The organism is Ochrobactrum sp. PL_is501 (assembly GCF_055816895.1).
The window spans coordinates 117,280-134,952 of record NZ_JBVPGR010000029.1 but is presented as its reverse complement, the minus strand read 5'-3'; the positions used below and the strand labels follow the sequence as shown (position 1 = coordinate 134,952).

Genomic DNA, 17,673 nt, shown 5'->3' with positions numbered 1-17,673 from the left:
ATGAACATGCATCTTTGGATCGGCTTTGTGCTGGCCTCGCTCGTCATGGGGCTTATCCCCGGTCCTGGTGTGCTCAGCATTGTTGGCTATGCCATCTCATCCGGCACGCGGACGGCTCTGGCCTCCGTTGCCGGAATGGCGGTCGGCAATTTCTGCGCCATCACCCTGTCGCTGGCCGGCGTGGGAGCCTTGCTGGCGGCATCGGCGCTAGCCTTTACCATTCTCAAATGGGCGGGTGCGCTTTACCTGATCGGGCTTGGCGTCATGGCAATCTGGAAAAGCAGAGGCGAGCCGGTGGTGGGCGTGACGGAAACGCGCCCCATTTCGCCCAAGCTCGCTTTCCTGAGCAATATTGCAATCGGGATTTTTCACCCGAAGACAATCGTGTTTTTTGTGGCTTTCGTGCCGCAATTCATTGATCTGAACTTTCCTTACTGGCCGCAGGCGGCAATTCTGATCGCCACATTCACGCTGGTGGTGGGCATGACCGATGCGCTCTATGCGCTTGCGGCTTCAAGGGCGAGAGGCGTTCTGGCCGCGTCCCGCGCGCGTCTGTGGGCGAAACGGGCTGGCGGTGCGGCCCTGATCGTTGCAGGCACGGCCACGGCGCTCAGTCGCAACTGATTGGTTGTGAGCTCTCGATTTTCCGTGGATCTGAGGATAAACAGTGATTTCATCAGCCATGCCGTCACGATTGAGTGGTTGGGTGGAAGGCTGATTTTGTGCGGGTGAGAGCAAAATGGAACAGGTTTCCGGGCGCGAAGATGCAGCGCCCACGCGTGCGCCGATCATAACCAGAGAGCGGATCGCCGTTGCGCTCCTCTTCCTGATGAACGGTTATATTTTCGGTGGCTGGGCCCCGAAAATCCCGGAATTCGCTGCGCGTCTGGGTCTCGACAGCGCCGGTATGGGGCTGATGATCCTGATCTTCGGTCTCGGCTCCCTGGCCATGATGCCGGTCGCGGGCGCTCTTTCGGCGCATCGCGGCTCGGGCATCGTGGTGCGCATTTTTGCGCTTGCCTTCATTCCGGCATTGCTCGTTATCGCGCTGGTTCCGAATGTGGTCACGGCTGTGATCGTGATGTTCTATTTCGGCGGGACCATGGCCGCGATGGATGTGTCGATGAATGCCAATGCGGTGGCGGTCGAGAAAAAGATGCGCCGGGCGATCATGTCGTCCTGCCACGCTTTCTGGAGCCTTGGCGGGTTGATCGGTGCTGCAAGCGGCGGGTTTCTCATTGCGCAATTCGGATCGGCCGTTCATGCGCTGGTGACGACAATTATCGCCGCCATCCTGATCGCGATTGCCTGGCCTTCGATCATTGCCGACACGGAGCACCATCATCCAAGCGGCGAAAAGCAGAAGCTGACCCTGCCGCGCAATCCTCTGCCATGGCTTGTCGGCGTCATGGCGCTGTTTTCCATGGTGCCGGAAGGCGCTATTCTCGACTGGGGCGCTTACCATATGCGCCAGGATCTGGGCGCTTCGGTAACAGTGGCGGGTTTTGGTTTTGCGGCGTTTTCAGGTGCCATGGCCGTCATGCGTTTTGCGGGCGATCTGGTCCGCGACCGGTTCGGCGCGGTTAAAACCCTGCGCGCTTGCACGACCATCGCCATCATCGGCATGTTGATCGTCGGTCTCGGAAACAGCTCGACAATGGCGATTATCGGTTTCGCGATCTGTGGGATCGGCATTTCCAACATGGTGCCGATAGCCTTTTCGATGGCTGGCAACATGCCGGGCGTCAATCCGAGCGTCGGCTTGTCCATCGCGACTACGCTTGGCTATTCCGGCATGCTGGTGGCGCCGTCGCTGATCGGCTTTGTTGCCAAGCACAGCGGCTTCGGCGTGGTGTTTCTGGCGCTTCCGGTCTTGCTGCTGGTGGTGCTCGCCTTCTCAAGCCTGGCCCGATACGCGGATCAAAAGCATTAAACTTTCTTGACGCGCATCTTATCCGAAAACCGGCTTCCACTTTTCGGGATGCGCTACTCCGCCGTCCAGCCGCCGTCGACGGGAATGGCAGCGCCGTTGATCTGCGCTGCCGCATCGCTGGCGAGGAAGGCGGCAACTGCCCCGATCTGCGCGGTGGTGACGAATTCCTTCGTCGGCTGTTTGTCCAGCATAACGTCGCGGATCACGGTTTCGCGGTCCATGTGGTAAGCCTTCATCTGGTCCGGTATCTGCGCTTCGACAAGCGGGGTCAGAACATAGCCGGGGCAGATGGAATTGGCGGTGATCTTGGCGGTCGCAAGTTCCAGCGCCAGCGTCTTGGTAAAGCCGACAATGCCGTGCTTGGCGGCCACATAGGCCGACTTGAACGGCGAAGCCACGAGGCCGTGCGCCGAGGCGATATTGATAATGCGGCCCCAGCCCGCCTTGCGCATATGCGGGATGGCGGCGGCGGAGGTGTGGAAGGCCGATGTCAGGTTGATCGCGATGATGCGGTCCCATTGCTCAGGCGCAAACTCTTCCACTGGCGATACATGCTGGATACCGGCATTGTTGACGAGAATGCCCACGCTGCCGAACCGCCTTGCAGTTTCTGTGATCAGCGCGCGGCATTGATCCGCCTTTGACATATCGGCGGCGATATAGACCACGCTTGCGCCATGCTCTTCAGCCAGCTTGGCGGCAAGTGCATGATCCTCGTCGCGGTCGGTGAAGGAATTTATCACGACGTTGTGTCCCGCCGCCGCCAGTGCATGGGCTATACCGAGGCCGATCCCGGAATTCGATCCGGTGATGATTGCGGTCTTGCGGGCAGATGTGTCGTTCATTGGCGGGCTCCTCCATGTGGTCACGACATAATGAGAGGGCGACATTGCCTCGGCAAGCGATTATATAAAGCGAAAGCCGGATATACGCAGGCCCGGAGAAATGCAGACCCGGAGTATTGCAGCCGTTGACATTCGCGTCGCGCTGCGCCACCTGAAAACAGGTACAGTTAAGAACAGAGCAAAATGTCTTCCGAGACCGTCAGCTATTTTTCGCATCCATTTCCTCGCCGCCAGTCGGTTGGTGTCAGTGTCGGTGGCGTTATCGTCGGCGGGAGTGCGCCCGTCGTCGTGCAGTCGATGACCAATACGGACACCGCAGATGTGGATTCCACCGTCGCGCAGGTGGCGGCCCTTCATCGTGCCGGGTCGGAGATCGTGCGCATCACGGTGGATCGCGATGAATCGGCTGCCGCCGTGCCAAAGATTCGCGAGCGGCTCGAACGTCTCGGACACAATGTGCCGCTGGTGGGCGATTTTCATTATATCGGCCACAAGCTGCTGGCCGATCATCCGGCCTGTGCGGAAGCGCTTGCGAAATATCGCATCAATCCGGGCAATGTCGGCTTCAAGGACAAGAAGGACAAGCAGTTCGCCGATATTGTCGAAATGGCGATCCGCTATGACAAGCCGGTACGTATCGGGGTGAACTGGGGTTCGCTCGATCAGGAACTCCTGACCACGCTGATGGATCGCAATCAGGCTGAGGGTGCACCGCTTTCCGCGCAGGAAGTCATGCGCGAAGCCATTGTGCAGTCAGCGCTTATTTCGGCCAATCTTGCCGAAGAGATCGGGCTTGGCCGTGACAAGATCATCCTGTCGGCCAAGGTCAGTCAGGTGCAGGACCTGATTGCCGTCTATACGATGCTGGCGCAGCGTTCCGACCACGCCCTGCATCTGGGCCTTACCGAAGCAGGCATGGGCACCAAGGGCATTGTTGCCTCGTCGGCGGCGATGGGCATTCTGCTGCAGCAGGGTATTGGCGACACGATCCGCATTTCGCTGACGCCGGAGCCGGGTGGCGACCGCACTCGCGAAGTGCAGGTGGCGCAGGAATTGCTGCAGACCATGGGCTTCCGGCAGTTCATTCCGATCGTTGCGGCCTGCCCCGGCTGCGGCCGCACGACGTCGACGGTGTTTCAGGAACTGGCGCAAACCATTCAGGACGATATCCGCCGCAACATGCCTGTCTGGCGTGAGAAATATCCCGGCGTGGAAGCGCTTTCGGTTGCCGTGATGGGCTGCATCGTCAACGGTCCGGGCGAATCGAAACATGCCGATATCGGCATTTCGCTTCCCGGCACGGGCGAAACGCCGTCCGCACCGGTCTTTGTCGATGGCAAGAAGGTCACGACGCTGCGTGGTCCCGCTATTGCCGAGGACTTCCAGAAGATGGTTGCCGAATACATCGAGAACCGCTTCGGGCTTGAGCAGAAGGTTGCCTCCGGTCAGAACTAGAGCATTTCCAGCAAAAGTGCGAAGCGGTTCTGCGTTGGATAATGCGATAAAAACAAAATGTTAGACCGGTTCAGGCGACGCCGTTTTAACCGGAATGCCCTAGGCAGAACAGCTTACTGCACGCGTGGCGGCTTCTGGCGTTGTTTTCAGTGTCGCTGCCCAGAAGACGAGCGTGACAAGGCTGATGCCTGCACCGAGCAGGCAGACGCCGTTCCAGCCTGCATGAGCATAGATCCAGGTTGAAGCCGCCGAACCGCTGGCGCTGCCGATGGAATAGAAAACCATATAGGCGGCGGTAAGCCTGTTCTGCGCGTCCGGCCGCACGCGGTAGATCATCGCCTGGTTGGTGACGTGGACGGCCTGAAGGCCGAAGTCGAGTACCAGCACGCCCGCGATCAACCAAAGCAGCGAGTGCCCAAGCAGGGCTATCAATCCCCACGAGATAAACATCAGGAGCAGGGCAAAGCCTGTCATGCGCTGCGCATGGCCACGGTCGGCAACGCTGCCTGCACGCGATGCGGCCAGTGCTCCTGCTGCACCTGCCAGCCCGAACAGGCCGATCTGGGCGTGGCTCAGTTCGAAGGGCGGTGCGCTGAGCGGCATGACCAGTGGTGCGAGCAAGGTGGTGATATTGGCGAAGATCAGCATGGCGATGATGGCGCGAATGCGCAGCACCGGTTCGGAACGAAACAGTGATACGAGTGACAGAATAAGTGCCGGATAGCGGACGCTCGTGGGTTGGCGCTTCTGGTCGGGGAGGGTGCGCCAGAGCAGGAGCGCGATTGAAAGCGTCAGAATGGCGGAAACGAAATAGACGATACGCCAGCCGCCAATGTCGGTAAGGGCGCCAGCTATGGCGCGCGCCAGCAATATGCCGAGCACAATGCCGCTGGTGACGATGCCGACCACATGGCCGCGCCGCGCAGGTTCCGCGAGGCTGGCCGCATAGGCGACGAGCGCCTGCGTGACGACGGCGAGCAGCCCCATAACGGCCATGGCGACCAGAAGTACGGTGGCATTGGCCGCAAGGCCGATTGCGATCAGTGACAGGACCGACAGAAGGAAATGCGTGATGATGAGCTTGCGGTTGAACAGGTCGCCGAGCGGAACGAGGAAAATCAGGCCGAGTGCATAACCGAGCTGGCTGGCGGCGACGATAAAGCCCGCAGTCGATCGCTTGAGGCCGAGGTCGTCGGCCATCACATCGAGTAATGGGTGGGCGAAATAGACATTGGCTACCGCCAGTCCGCTTGCTGCCGCAAACAGAAAAAGAGTGGCCGAGGAAAGCGCAGGGCGCGCATCAGGGTTCGCGGACAGCCTTGCTGCCGCGTCGGTTGAGGTTTGCATGATGGGCTCCTAAAATAGTTTCAATATGAAACCATTTTGCTTGTAGTGCAAAAGGTTTTATATTGCAACCATGTTGCAATCGATGGAGCGAATATGGTTCGGAAAAAAAGCATGAAAGGCGATTATTGCCCCAGTGCGCGCGCGCTTGACGTGATCGGCGACTGGTGGTCGCTGCTGATTGTTCGTGAAGCCTTTGATGGTGTGACGCGTTTCAGCGCCTTTCAGAAAAATCTGGGAATCGCCCGCAATATTCTTTCTGATCGCCTGCGCAAGCTGACGGGAGAGGGCATCATGGAAGCTGTACCGGATCCCAAGGGCGGAGCGCATCAGGAATATCGGTTGACGGCAAAAGGGCGCGATCTGCTGCCTGTTATCGTGTCGCTTCGCCAATGGGGTGAAAAGCACCTCTTTGCGCCCGGCGAGACCCATTCACGCCTCGTCGACAGCATTTCAGGCGAGGATGTGGCCGCGCTTGATGTGCGCGCTCAAGACGGGCGCGTGCTTTCCGCTGATGATGTCGTTCTGATCAAGGTGCGTGAGGACGATCTGTGAATTTCAGTTCTGCCGTTCGGCGATGAAGCGCGCGGCCTGCTTGAGAATATCGGCGTCCTTGCCGAATGGTGCCAGCAGGCTTTCCGCCTGGGCAACCAATCCGGCAAGCTGCTTGCGGGTCCAGTCGATGCCGTGAAGTGAAACCAGCGTGGCTTTTCCGGCGGCGGCATCCTTGCCGGTGGCCTTGCCCATCGCCTCAGCGTCGGCGGTCACGTCCAGAAGGTCGTCCGCCAGCTGGAAGGCAAGGCCGATGGCCGAGCCGAATTCGGCCATGCGCTCGCGATCTTCGGTTGATGCGCTGGCGATGATGGCTCCCGCCTCGCAGGCAAAGCGGATCAGCGCGCCGGTCTTCATTGCCTGAAGCGTGATGATGCCTGCCTCGTCCGGCTTGCTGGTTTCGGCCATCAGATCGAGCGCCTGCCCGCCTGCCATGCCGCCAAGACCCGACGCGCGCGCCAGCGCAGATACCAGCTGCACGCGGGTCGTTGCATCAAGGTCGGTTTCATTGGATGCGATAATGTCGAAAGCATAGGTCAGAAGGCTGTCGCCGGCCAGAATGGCTGCTGCTTCGTCGAATGCCTTGTGTACGGTCGGCTGGCCGCGCCGCAGATCGTCGTCATCCATCGCAGGAAGGTCGTCATGGACGAGTGAATAGCAGTGAATGCATTCAAGTGCGGCGGCGACACGAAGAACGGCATCGCCGCTCTTGCCAAAGAGGGCGGCACTTTCGACAACCAGAAAAGGCCGGAGGCGCTTGCCGCCGTTCAGGACACCGTGGCGCATGGCGGCGAGCAGCCTTTCCGGGCGGGCGATTTCTCCCGTCCTGAGGCGCTGGTCCAGAAGGTCCGTCAGTGCCATTTCCACTTCCATGGCGCGAAGGTTGAGAACGGCGGTGAAATCGGTCGGCAGCTTTTCCATGGCAAAGGGGATGGACGAAAGCGCCGGGTTGGTCAACTGGCCACAGCGATCAGCACAGGCTTTTTCATTTGAACGTCACGAAACGCCGGGTTTCGACTTGTTTCCCTGACAGGATTATGGAATCCGGTTCAAACTTATTAAGGAATGGTTTATGTCGCTTGGGGGAAGGGCAGCAGGCAGTGGCAGTGGCAAAAATCATCATCAAGAGCAAAGATGGTCGCAATTATCTGGCAGATCCTGTTTGGGGTGCCCGGATTGCTCTTGCGCTCAAGATTCTGGTGATTCTGGCCGTGCTGCCGGTTTTCCTGCTTTTCATCTACTCCGTACCCTTTGTCCGCCCGATCTCGACCCTGATGATCAAGGATTATGTTCTGTTCCAGGACGTGGACCGCAGGTGGGTGGGGCTCGACGATATCGCGCCGGTTCTCGTCAATACGGTGATGATGGCCGAGGACGGCCAGTTTTGCAGCCATGGCGGGGTGGACTGGCATCAGCTGGGGCTGGTGCTGGATGATGCAGGCGAAGGCGGCCCGAGCCGCGGGGCCTCCACCATAACCATGCAGACCATGAAGAACCTCTTCCTCTGGAACGGGCGCTCCTATGTCCGCAAGGGGCTTGAATTTCCGCTGGCGCTGGCAGCCGACGGGCTTCTGTCCAAAAGGCGCATAATGGAGATTTATCTCAATATCGCTGAATGGGGGCCGGGCATTTACGGGATCGAGGCCGCCGCCCAGCACTATTTCAAGCGCCCAGCGGCAAAACTCAACGCCCAGCAATCGGCATTGCTCGCGGTCACGCTGCCGAACCCGGCATTGCGCAATCCAGCCAAGCCGACACGCAATATGCAGCGCATTGCCCGGATCGTGGCCGGACGCGCAGCGCGGTCGGGGCCCTATGTGGTTTGCGTGCAATAAATCGATGATACGAAAAAAAGATAAGACTCCCGCTGGTCAAACGCGGTGAGAGCGTGTATAGGCACGTGACTTTCCGGAATTTTGTCCGATGTGACAGGCTCTTCGGGGCCGTGCCGGACGTTTATTGACCGATCAGTGGAGCTGGATCCATGGCAGTACCAAAACGAAAAACGTCTCCGTCGAAGCGCGGCATGCGCCGTTCGGCTGACGCTCTCAAGGCCCCGACCTATGTCGAGGACAAGAACTCGGGCGAACTTCGCCGTCCGCATCATATCGATCTGAAGAGCGGTATGTATCGCGGCCGTCAGGTCCTCGAAGCCAAGGAATAAGTCTGACGCTGCATAGCAGCCGAAAGATGGTTTTCAAAACGCTGTTCCCGTTTGTTCGGGAGCGGCGTTTTATTTTGTGCCGGTTCTTTCGGCAAGGCGCATGAAAAAGGCCGCATGAAGCGGCCTTGATCGCAATCTCTTTTGGAGGATCAACCCGCGTCGAACGCAAAGCCCGCAGCTTCGATGCCAGCGATGGCGGCGATTTCGTCATTGTCCGATGTGTCGCCGGAGATGCCGACCGCGCCGAGGATTTCGCCGCCTGCGTCCTTGATCAGAACGCCGCCCGGCACCGGCACGATCTTGCCGCCCGAGACACCGGAAAGACCTTCCAGAAAATGCGGACGATCCTTCGCCTGATTGTTCAGCCAGCGCGAGCCGGTGCCGACGGCAAGCGCGCCATAGGCCTTGCCCGAGCCGATTTCAAAGCGGAGCATGGACGCCCCGTCCTGACGCTGGAAAGCCTTCACATGGCCGCCGGCATCAAGCACGCAAACAGCAAGCGGCTTCAATTTCAGTTCGTTTGCCTTGGCAAAGGCACCGGTGATGATCGTATTGGCTCGTTCGAGGGTCAGCGAAGGCATGGATATCTCCTATATGTAGCTCAACGTAATTTAGGCTGTAGCGACCCGCGATGCACACTCCAATGCTGCTCGTCACAGGAAAAACACTTTATCGAATTTCATGAAGACGGCTCGCGCAGCACGGCAAAGCTTGCCAAGGCCCGAAATTTGGTCTTTGTGTTGCGGAACATTTCAAGGAGGAAAGAATGTCCGAACCGAAAGCCATCGTCATTGCCAGTGCGGCCCGTACCGCTGTGGGCGCATTCAACGGCGTATTTGGCAATGTCCCGGCCCATGAATTGGGTGCCGCAGCCATCAAAGGTGCGCTGGAACGCGCCGGTGTGGCGGCGACGGAGGTGGATGAGGTCATTCTGGGACAGGTGCTGACGGCAGGCGAGGGCCAGAACCCTGCGCGGCAGGCCGCTATGGGTGCCGGTTGCCCCAAGGAGACGACGGCGTTTTCCATCAACCAGCTGTGCGGCTCGGGTCTACGGGCGGTTGCGGTGGGCATGCAGCAGATTCTTTCCGGCGATGCGAGAATAATCGTGGCGGGCGGTCAGGAATCCATGTCCATGGCGCCGCATTGCGCGCATCTGCGCTCAGGCGTGAAGATGGGCGATTTCAAGATGGTCGACACCATGCTGAAGGATGGGTTGATCGATGCTTTCAACGGTTATCTCATGGGCATCACGGCGGAAAATATCGCCCGCCAATGGCAGTTAAGCCGCGTTGAACAGGATGAGTTTGCACTGGCATCGCAGCAGAAGGCGGAAGCCGCACAGAATGCGGGCAGGTTTGAGGACGAAATCGTTCCGTTCACTGTGAAGGGCCGCAAGGGCGATGTGGTTGTCTCGGCAGATGAATATATCCGCCCCGGCACAACGATGGAGGCTTTGACCAAGCTGAAGCCCGCTTTCGACAAGGATGGAACGGTTACTGCGGGCAATGCGTCTGGCATCAACGACGGCGCTGCGGCGGTTGTGCTGATGGATGCGGATGAAGCCGCAAAGCGCGGCGTGAAGCCGCTTGGCCGCATCGTTTCCTGGGCAACTGCTGGCGTTGATCCGTCGATCATGGGAACGGGCCCTATCCCGGCAACGAAGAAGGCGCTGGAAAAGGCAGGCTGGAGCGTTGGCGATCTCGATCTGGTCGAAGCCAATGAAGCCTTCGCAGCGCAGTCCTGTGCCGTAGTGCGCGATCTCGGCCTCAATCCGGATATCGTCAACGTCAATGGCGGAGCAATCGCTATAGGCCATCCGATCGGCGCTTCCGGAGCGCGCGTGCTGACGACGCTGCTTTACGAAATGAAGCGCCGTGATGCGAAGCGCGGTTTGGCAACACTTTGCATCGGCGGCGGCATGGGCGTCGCCTTGTGCGTCGAACGCGACTGACTTTTTCTTCATTGAAAGGGGGCGGGCGGAGAAATAGCTCCGCCCGCCTTTTTGTTTCCGCAATGAGGGGATTGAAATCGGGTGCGCTGGATGGGATGGCGTTGCCGGAAAAGTTAACGCGAAACCGTTGAAACAGGCGTCGAAGTCCATTCAACATCGATTTTCTATGGTGTGCCTTGATTGCTGCCCACAAGATGTGGTGAGAACAAATGGAGAAACTTTGCGGATCAGCGATTCGTCGCCGATTCGTTCCGGCTTTGGCCTGAAGGTTAACGGAAATCCTGTTTCCGCCCCTTTTGGCATTAAGGAAGTATCAGTAATCATTAAGATTTTCTGAAACATCGCTTAGCCTTTCGCAACGTCTGTTGACAGGTTTTGCCAAAGGTTAACAACCATGGTGTTTCGCGTCAGGAGAACACGGACAAGCAGAACATTTGATTCATCATGTTGTGGGCGTTTGTGTTAGGCTTACTATATGTTGCCGTGAACAAATGGCGAAGCTGTCGGAGTCAGCGATTCGTCGCCGATTCGTTCCAGAGTCGTTCCAATTGTTAACCGACACGTTATTGGCCGGCTTCACATCGGTCGTCGACATATCGGCAATTGGCCCATATTTAAACTTAACAGGAGCGCTTTCGGTGCAGGTCGTATAGTGCTATCGCAGAACCAGCATCCAGCCCGTAAAGGGCGCTTGTACCGGGAATCCGATTATTGGCATGAACCAACTCCCTGCCCATGATTTGCCGCTGACCCTGAGTGGCCGCGATGTGACAGCCGTGCTTGGGCCGACCAATACCGGCAAAACGCATCTGGCCATCGAACGCATGCTGTCGCATGGAAGCGGCATGATCGGCCTGCCGCTGCGCCTTTTGGCGCGCGAGGTCTATAACCGCGTCGTGGAACGGGTCGGTGCGGCCAATGTTGCGCTGGTAACGGGCGAGGAAAAGATCGTGCCGCCCGGCGCGCGTTATTCCGTCTGCACGGTCGAGGCCATGCCGCGCCGCACCGATGTGGCTTTCGTGGCCATCGATGAGGTGCAACTGGCTGGCGATCTTGAGCGCGGCCATATTTTCACCGACCGCATCCTGCATTTGCGCGGGCGGCAGGAAACGCTGCTGCTTGGTGCGGGAACCATGCGTGGCATTCTGGAAAAGCTGCTGCGCGGCATCAATGTGGTGACGCGGCCGCGCCTCTCACATCTGGCCTATGCCGGTTCCAAGAAGATTACCCGCCTGCCGAACCGTTCGGCAATCGTCGCTTTTTCCGCCGATGAGGTTTACGCCATTGCCGAGCTGATCCGTCGCCAGCGGGGCGGTGCAGCGGTGGTGATGGGCGCGCTATCTCCGCGTACTCGCAATGCGCAGGTGGAGCTTTACCAGTCGGGCGATGTCGATTTTCTGGTAGCGACCGACGCCATCGGCATGGGACTCAATCTGGATGTCGACCATGTCGCTTTTGCGCAGAACCGCAAATTCGACGGCTATCAGTTCCGCGATCTGACGCCAGCCGAAGTGGGGCAGATTGCGGGGCGCGCCGGACGTCATCTGCGTGACGGCACATTCGGCGTGACGGGACAGGTGCATCCGTTCGATGAAGAACTGGTCGAGCGGGTGGAAGCGCATAATTTCGATCCGGTGAAAGTTCTGCAATGGCGCACGGCGCGTTTCGACTTTTCGTCGCTCGATTCCCTGCGGTATTCTCTGGAAACGCCCGCACCGGTTGAAGGCCTGGCAAAGGCTTTGCCGGCTGTCGATCAACAAGCGCTTGAAAATTTGTCGAAAGACGAAGAGATTGTGCGGCTCGCAAAGACGCCGGCACGGATCGAGCTTTTGTGGGACGCCTGCGCGCTGCCCGACTATCGCAAGATCGCGCCGGCGCAGCATGCCGATATCATTGCAACCATCTACCAGGATCTTGTCCGCCGAGGGAGCGTCGATGAAGATTATATGAGCGAACAGGTGCGCCGCGCCGACAGCACAGAGGGGGAAATCGACACCCTGTCGCATCGCGTGGCGCAAATCCGCACCTGGACTTTCGTGTCGCACAGGCCGGGATGGCTTGCCGATCCGACACACTGGCAGGAAAAGACGCGCGAAATTGAGGACAGATTGTCCGACGCGCTGCATGAAAGGTTGACGAAACGCTTTGTAGACCGCAGGACAAGCGTGCTTATGAGGCGCCTGAGAGAGAATGCCATGCTTGAAGCAGAAATCAGCCCGGCCGGAGACGTGATTGTCGAAGGCCATAATGTCGGGCAACTGGAAGGATTCCGTTTTACCGCTGACGTTCAGGCCGAAGGGCCGGACGCCAAGGCGGTGAAGTCGGCTGCACAAAAGGCGCTGGCCGCCGAGTTCGAACGCCGCGCGGAGCGCTTTGCTGCTGCGCCGAACGGCGACTTCGCGCTGGGCTCGGATGGCGTCATGCGCTGGGTCGGAGCAACGGTCGCAACGCTGGTTGCAGGTGATGACCTGCTGAAGCCGCGCGCGGTGATCCTGGCCGACGAACAGCTTACGGGAGCAGCGCGCGACAAGGTTGCCGCACGCATCGACCGTTTCGTCGCGCATCATATCGAAACCGTTTTGAAGCCGCTTACCGATCTGGCTGCCGCCGATGCCCTGACCGGCATGACGCGCGGTCTCGCATTCCAGATCGTCGAGAATCTGGGCATTCTTCCGCGCCGCGATGTGGCGGAGGAAGTGCGCGGTCTCGATCAGGATTCGCGCGCGGCGCTTCGCCGCCTCGGCGTGCGTTTCGGTGCCTATCATGTCTTCATGCCCATGCTGCTGAAGCCCGCCCCGGCTGGCCTCATCACGCTGCTGTGGGCGCTCAAGAACGATGGCCGCGAACGTGCGGGTTATGGCGATGTCGTGAATGTGCTGGCCGCTGGCCGCACTTCGGTCGTGGTCGATCCGGCTTTCGATCCGATGTTCTATCGTCTGGCAGGCTATCGCGTGCTGGGCCGTCGCGCCGTGCGCATCGATATTCTGGAGCGTCTTGCCGATCTTATTCGTCCGGCGCTTGCCTGGCGTCCGGGTTCCGGTGCGCGTCCGGATGGTGCTTATGACGGCGGACGCTTCATCGTCACGCCTGCCATGATGTCGATTCTGGGGGCAACCACAGACGATATGGAAGAAATCCTGCGCAGTCTCGGTTATCGCCATGAGGCGATGGAAGCCGCTGCCGTGACGGCGAAGCTTGCTGAGCTCGACGCTTTCGCAGCTGAAGCTGCCGCCAAGGAAGCTGGCGTTTCTCCGGTTGCAGAAGCCGAAAAGCCTGCCGTTCCAGTGGCTGAACCCGTGCCTGCACCGGTTGTCGTTGAAGAGGCGGAGACCGAAGCCAAGGTGGACGAAGTTGCTCCTGCGGCAGCGGAAGCGGCGCCGGCCGGTGAAACAGCAGAAGCTGCGGCTGAAGAGCCAAAGCCTGTTCTTCTCTGGCGTCAGGGTCGCTTCGAAGGCCGCAACCGTAATCAGGACCAGAACCGTCAGCGTCAAAATCGCGGCAACCAGAATCGCGGTCATCAGAACCGCGATCAGGGTGGCGAGGCGCGCAAATCCGACGGTGCCGAGCAGCAGGCTCGCAATGATCGCGGCGGCAAGCGCTTCGACAAGCAGAAGCGTCATGACGGTGAAGGCAAGCGTGAAGGCGGGAAGGGCGATTTCCGTGGCGGCAATCAGCGCCAGCCGAAGCGCGATCACGGTCATCAGGGTGGCAAGCGCGTTGAGCAGGAACGCCCGGCGCGCATCGATCCCGACTCACCTTTCGCCAAGCTTCTGGCTCTGAAAGAACAGATGAAGAAGTAAGATGACCGTAGAAACGGGCGCTAAACAGCGAATCGACAAGTGGCTGTTCTTTGCGCGCGTGGTCAAATCAAGATCGCTGGCGGCGAAACTCGCCGTCGGCGGCAAGGTCCGGGTCAATCGCGACAAGATCGAGCAGGCTGCCCATCAAGTGAAGGTCGGTGACGTGCTGACTATCACGCTGGATCGGCGCATCCTCGTCTATAAGATACTCGCTCCGGGAGAGCGCCGCGGTCCGGCGCCGGAAGCCCAGCTTCTCTATGAAGATATTTCACCGCCGCCAGCTTCTGCGGTGTCGGTCGAGCCCGCAACGCCGCAGCGCGAGAGCGGCGCGGGAAGGCCGACCAAGAAGGAGCGCCGCGAAACGGATCGGTTGCGCGGAAACTGACATGGACGCGTTCCATGGACCCTTTCCATGGACGCGTTGCCGCAGGCGTCTTGCGGTAGTGATGGAAATTGCTCGCCGCGCCCTTCCGGCGAAAGCGTTTTCCAAGCAGAAGCCGCCAAACGAAATGCTGTTTCAGGCATGCGTGACTTCGTGATATTGCGGCGTTTGTACCCTTGTCACGGCGGGATAAAATCGTTACCTCACGCATTGTCATAAAAGGGCATGGGCTGATACCCGCAACCATTTCCGTGCACGGTGACTTCGTGGCGAGATATTCCAAAGCCCCGGGCTGATTGTCGGCTTGTCGGAGTATCGGCGCAAAGCTGTAGGATAGATAAGCTGCCTGTTCAGGAATTCGGGCAGCAACAGGAGTTCGACGATGACGTATGTCGTGACCGATAATTGCATTCGCTGCAAATATACGGACTGCGTCGAGGTCTGTCCGGTCGATTGCTTCTACGAAGGCGAAAACATGCTCGTCATCAATCCCGACGAGTGTATCGACTGTGGCGTATGTGAACCGGAATGCCCTGCCGAGGCGATCAGCCCCGACACCGAGCCGGGCCTCGACAAGTGGCTGGAACTGAATACGGAATATGCGGCAAAATGGCCCAATATTACCGCCAAGAAGGACGCCCTTCCAGAAGCCAAGGAAATGGATGGCGTGGCTGGCAAGCTGGAGAAGTATTTCTCTGCCGAGCCGGGTAGCGGCGACTAATACCGGTACGGTATTGCATTTGGTGCTTTCAGATTCCTGAAAGCAGGACGGTATTATATAAGTATCGCCTTGTTCCAGAAGACTTCGCACTGCTGGAACACTACCGGTTGTCCTGTCAAGACTGACAGGATGAACGGCATTACGGAAAAGCACGATTTATCACTTGCATTTTCTGCGATGCACCGGCAAAAGACGAATGAAATCACGGGAAAACGCCCATCTTTTAGGTGTGTTGCGTTGCTGGATACAGCATATCCGGCAATTTGTTGATTCTTGCGCAAAATTGTGTTAGGTTGTCTCAATAATTTCGGTGACTGGACGTCAATTCGTGGCGCGATGCGTTAATCTCTGAAAGGGCTGATCTTTAGTACCGGGCTGAATGGCACCGGGGAAGATGATTGCGATTGGCGTCATTCCCCTCACCGTACACCCGGTCGGTTTGATTTGTCGTCAGATACGCTTTCAGTTCCAAGCCGACAAACAGCTTCCGTGCTTCATTTCTCCGGAGCGCGGTCGAACATCATGTGTCAACCGGCGGGTCGCGCCGGGCACAACAGGGAGTAATGAAGCGTATGTCATCCCAGCAGAAAAAGTCTCCAGTAGCGCGTGGCGGTTTCAAGGCCGGTGAGGCCATCGTATATCCGGCTCATGGCGTCGGCCAGATCGTGACGATCGAAGAGCAGGAAGTGGCAGGTCACAAACTCGAACTCTTCGTGATCGATTTCGAAAAAGACAAGATGCGCCTGAAGGTGCCGGTTGCCAAAGCCGCTTCGATCGGTATGCGCAAGCTGTCGGAGACCGACTATGTTGAACGCGCATTGAAGGTCGTTCAGGGCCGCGCACGTGTAAAGCGCACCATGTGGTCGCGCCGCGCGCAGGAATATGATGCGAAGATCAATTCCGGCGATCTCATCTCGATCTCGGAAGTCGTTCGCGATCTTTTCCGCGCTGAAAACCAGCCGGAACAGTCCTATTCGGAACGCCAGCTTTATGAAGCTGCCCTTGATCGCATGGCGCGCGAAATCGCTGCCGTGAACAAGCTTTCGGAAACCGAAGCTGTCCGTTTGATCGAGGCCAATCTCGCCAAGGGACCGAAGCGCGGCAAGGCCGATGCCGAGGCCGATCTTGACGACGATGAAGTTGAAGCCGCATAAGCTTCTCTCTCTTCTTTTCTAAAAAGCCCGGCTCGAGCCGGGCTTTTTATTTGCCTTTCATCAGAAAAAGCCGGACCCGCGCCATCTTTCGCGCAGGAAACCGCAGTATTGTTTGGTTAAAGTTTTATTGAGTTTTGCAATCAGTCATTAACCCTTTCAGTCATCATCCTGCATTCTCAAAGATTTATCCTGATTGGGAGGGAACCTGAACGCGGCTGATGCGTTGTCCCGGACACCAGTTCGTAAACGGGTTTGTTTTGCGGCGTAATCATGTTGGCCAAAGAATGGGCCTGGCGGGGAGTTTTGGGCGGTTTCGCTAGTCGTCCAAGGAGTCTTTGTGGGACTGGCATATCCTTCCACTGAACGCCTGACGGGGCGTGAGTTCAGAACAGGAGAACCAGATGAAGCAGTCATCCATGAGCAGTTCTTCCGCAGTTCCAGCCAATCGCATGCCTATGGTTGCGCGCAGCCTCCCGGCGACAGCAGCATCTTCCCAATCCATGATCCGCAGCGCGATGTCGGCTCCTTATCTGGAGCGCGAAGAAGAACGCGATCTCGCCATTCGCTGGAGGGAACTGAAAGATCAGGAAGCCCTTCATCGCATCACTTCCGCACATATGCGGCTGGTCATTTCGATGGCCGGACGCTTCCGCAAGTTCAAGCTGCCGATGAGCGATCTTATTCAGGAGGGCTATGTCGGCCTTCTGGAAGCTGCCGCACGTTTCGATCCCGAACGCGAAGTGCGTTTCTCGACCTATGCATCCTGGTGGATTCGCGCATCGATGCAGGATTATATCCTGCGCAACTGGTCCATTGTGCGAGGCGGCACGAGTTCGGCGCAAAAGGCGTTGTTCTTCAATCTGCGGCGACTGCGTTCCAAACTGGCCCAGTCCGATGACAATATGACCAAGGCAGAGATTTATCGAGAAATTTCCGATCAGCTTGGCGTGTCGACAACCGATGTCGAGATCATGGACAGCCGTCTTTCGGGACCGGATAGCTCCCTGTCGGCGCCCGTAAACAACGAGGAGTCGGGTGCGTCGCGCCGCATGGATTTTCTGGTCGACGATCATCCCTTGCAGGACGAAATCGCGGAAAGCTCCATCGATATGGAGCGCCGTAACCAATGGCTCAACGTGGCGCTCGACACGCTGAACGAGCGCGAATTGCATATTATCCGCGAGCGGCGTCTCGATGATGATGGCGTAACGTTGGAAGCGCTGGGCGAAAAGCTCGGCATCTCCAAGGAACGGGTGCGGCAGATCGAAAGCCGCGCGATGGAGAAGCTGAAGATAGCCTTGTTGAGCCAGCACGAACTGGCAGCTTATCAGGCATAAGCCGCAACAATCAGGGCAACACAAGTAGAGGGGCC

General features: G+C 58.4%; 16 protein-coding genes. 12 read left to right on the top strand and 4 right to left on the bottom strand.

Annotated features, from left to right (window positions below):
- Both AC0TOF_RS04605 and AC0TOF_RS04600 read left to right on the top strand, forming a co-directional pair.
- Positions 1-624 (top strand): LysE family translocator, encoded by a 624-nt coding sequence (locus tag AC0TOF_RS04605; RefSeq protein ID WP_473767363.1) that lies wholly within the window; start codon positions 1-3, stop codon positions 622-624.
- 115 nt (positions 625-739) lie between these two features.
- Positions 740-1,933, top strand: coding sequence for an MFS transporter (locus AC0TOF_RS04600; RefSeq protein ID WP_122000286.1), 1,194 nt, complete (start codon positions 740-742; stop codon positions 1,931-1,933).
- Positions 1,934-1,986: 53 nt separating this feature from the next.
- Here the strand turns inward: AC0TOF_RS04600 and AC0TOF_RS04595 are convergent, their stop codons facing one another.
- The gene (locus AC0TOF_RS04595; RefSeq protein ID WP_473767362.1) at positions 1,987-2,778 is read right to left on the bottom strand and encodes a 3-hydroxybutyrate dehydrogenase; all 792 of its coding nucleotides are present in this window, start codon (positions 2,776-2,778) and stop codon (positions 1,987-1,989) included.
- Between the two features lie 183 nt (positions 2,779-2,961).
- Between AC0TOF_RS04595 and ispG the strand changes: the two genes are divergently transcribed.
- The gene (gene ispG / locus AC0TOF_RS04590) at positions 2,962-4,233 is read left to right on the top strand and encodes a flavodoxin-dependent (E)-4-hydroxy-3-methylbut-2-enyl-diphosphate synthase (RefSeq protein WP_473767361.1); all 1,272 of its coding nucleotides are present in this window, start codon (positions 2,962-2,964) and stop codon (positions 4,231-4,233) included.
- Positions 4,234-4,332: 99 nt separating this feature from the next.
- On the opposite strand, the gene AC0TOF_RS04585 is transcribed toward ispG, so the two are convergent.
- Positions 4,333-5,580 (bottom strand): MFS transporter, encoded by a 1,248-nt coding sequence (locus AC0TOF_RS04585; RefSeq protein WP_473767360.1) that lies wholly within the window; start codon positions 5,578-5,580, stop codon positions 4,333-4,335.
- A gap of 93 nt (positions 5,581-5,673) precedes the next feature.
- On the opposite strand from AC0TOF_RS04585, the gene AC0TOF_RS04580 reads away from it, so the two are divergent.
- Positions 5,674-6,132: a winged helix-turn-helix transcriptional regulator gene (locus AC0TOF_RS04580; RefSeq protein WP_473767359.1), complete on the top strand. Its 459-nt coding sequence runs from the start codon at positions 5,674-5,676 to the stop codon at positions 6,130-6,132.
- A 3-nt stretch (positions 6,133-6,135) separates the two neighbouring features.
- Here AC0TOF_RS04580 and AC0TOF_RS04575 read toward each other — a convergent pair whose 3' ends face one another.
- Positions 6,136-7,050 (bottom strand): polyprenyl synthetase family protein, encoded by a 915-nt coding sequence (locus AC0TOF_RS04575; RefSeq protein WP_473767409.1) that lies wholly within the window; start codon positions 7,048-7,050, stop codon positions 6,136-6,138.
- A gap of 185 nt (positions 7,051-7,235) precedes the next feature.
- Here AC0TOF_RS04575 and mtgA point away from each other — a divergent pair, with 185 nt between their 5' ends.
- Together mtgA and rpmF are read left to right on the top strand one after the other, a co-directional pair.
- A complete protein-coding gene (gene mtgA, locus AC0TOF_RS04570; protein WP_473767408.1) occupies positions 7,236-7,964 on the top strand; it encodes a monofunctional biosynthetic peptidoglycan transglycosylase in 729 nt (242 codons plus the stop codon).
- A 149-nt stretch (positions 7,965-8,113) separates the two neighbouring features.
- Entirely contained in the window at positions 8,114-8,293 is a 180-nt protein-coding gene (gene rpmF / locus AC0TOF_RS04565; protein WP_006467787.1) for a 50S ribosomal protein L32, read from the top strand.
- A 149-nt stretch (positions 8,294-8,442) separates the two neighbouring features.
- Here rpmF and AC0TOF_RS04560 read toward each other — a convergent pair whose 3' ends face one another.
- Positions 8,443-8,874, bottom strand: a complete 432-nt coding sequence (locus tag AC0TOF_RS04560; RefSeq protein ID WP_473767358.1) for a GlcG/HbpS family heme-binding protein — start codon at positions 8,872-8,874, stop codon at positions 8,443-8,445.
- A gap of 185 nt (positions 8,875-9,059) precedes the next feature.
- Between AC0TOF_RS04560 and AC0TOF_RS04555 the strand changes: the two genes are divergently transcribed.
- The 6 genes from AC0TOF_RS04555 to AC0TOF_RS04530 all read left to right on the top strand — a co-directional run bounded on the left by AC0TOF_RS04555 (position 9,060) and on the right by AC0TOF_RS04530 (position 17,638).
- Entirely contained in the window at positions 9,060-10,244 is a 1,185-nt protein-coding gene (locus AC0TOF_RS04555) for an acetyl-CoA C-acetyltransferase (RefSeq protein ID WP_473767357.1), read from the top strand.
- 716 nt (positions 10,245-10,960) lie between these two features.
- Positions 10,961-14,044 carry a helicase-related protein gene (locus AC0TOF_RS04550; RefSeq protein ID WP_473767356.1) on the top strand — a complete coding sequence of 1,028 codons (3,084 nt, stop codon included), beginning with the start codon at positions 10,961-10,963 and terminating at the stop codon, positions 14,042-14,044.
- A gap of 1 nt (position 14,045) precedes the next feature.
- A complete protein-coding gene (locus tag AC0TOF_RS04545) occupies positions 14,046-14,429 on the top strand; it encodes an RNA-binding S4 domain-containing protein (RefSeq protein WP_473767355.1) in 384 nt (127 codons plus the stop codon).
- A 379-nt stretch (positions 14,430-14,808) separates the two neighbouring features.
- Positions 14,809-15,147: a ferredoxin FdxA gene (gene fdxA / locus AC0TOF_RS04540; protein ID WP_006467781.1), complete on the top strand. Its 339-nt coding sequence runs from the start codon at positions 14,809-14,811 to the stop codon at positions 15,145-15,147.
- Positions 15,148-15,719: 572 nt separating this feature from the next.
- A complete protein-coding gene (locus tag AC0TOF_RS04535; RefSeq protein ID WP_006471273.1) occupies positions 15,720-16,301 on the top strand; it encodes a CarD family transcriptional regulator in 582 nt (193 codons plus the stop codon).
- Positions 16,302-16,702: 401 nt separating this feature from the next.
- A complete protein-coding gene (locus AC0TOF_RS04530; RefSeq protein ID WP_473767354.1) occupies positions 16,703-17,638 on the top strand; it encodes an RNA polymerase factor sigma-32 in 936 nt (311 codons plus the stop codon).
- The last annotated feature ends 35 nt before the right edge of the window (positions 17,639-17,673 follow it).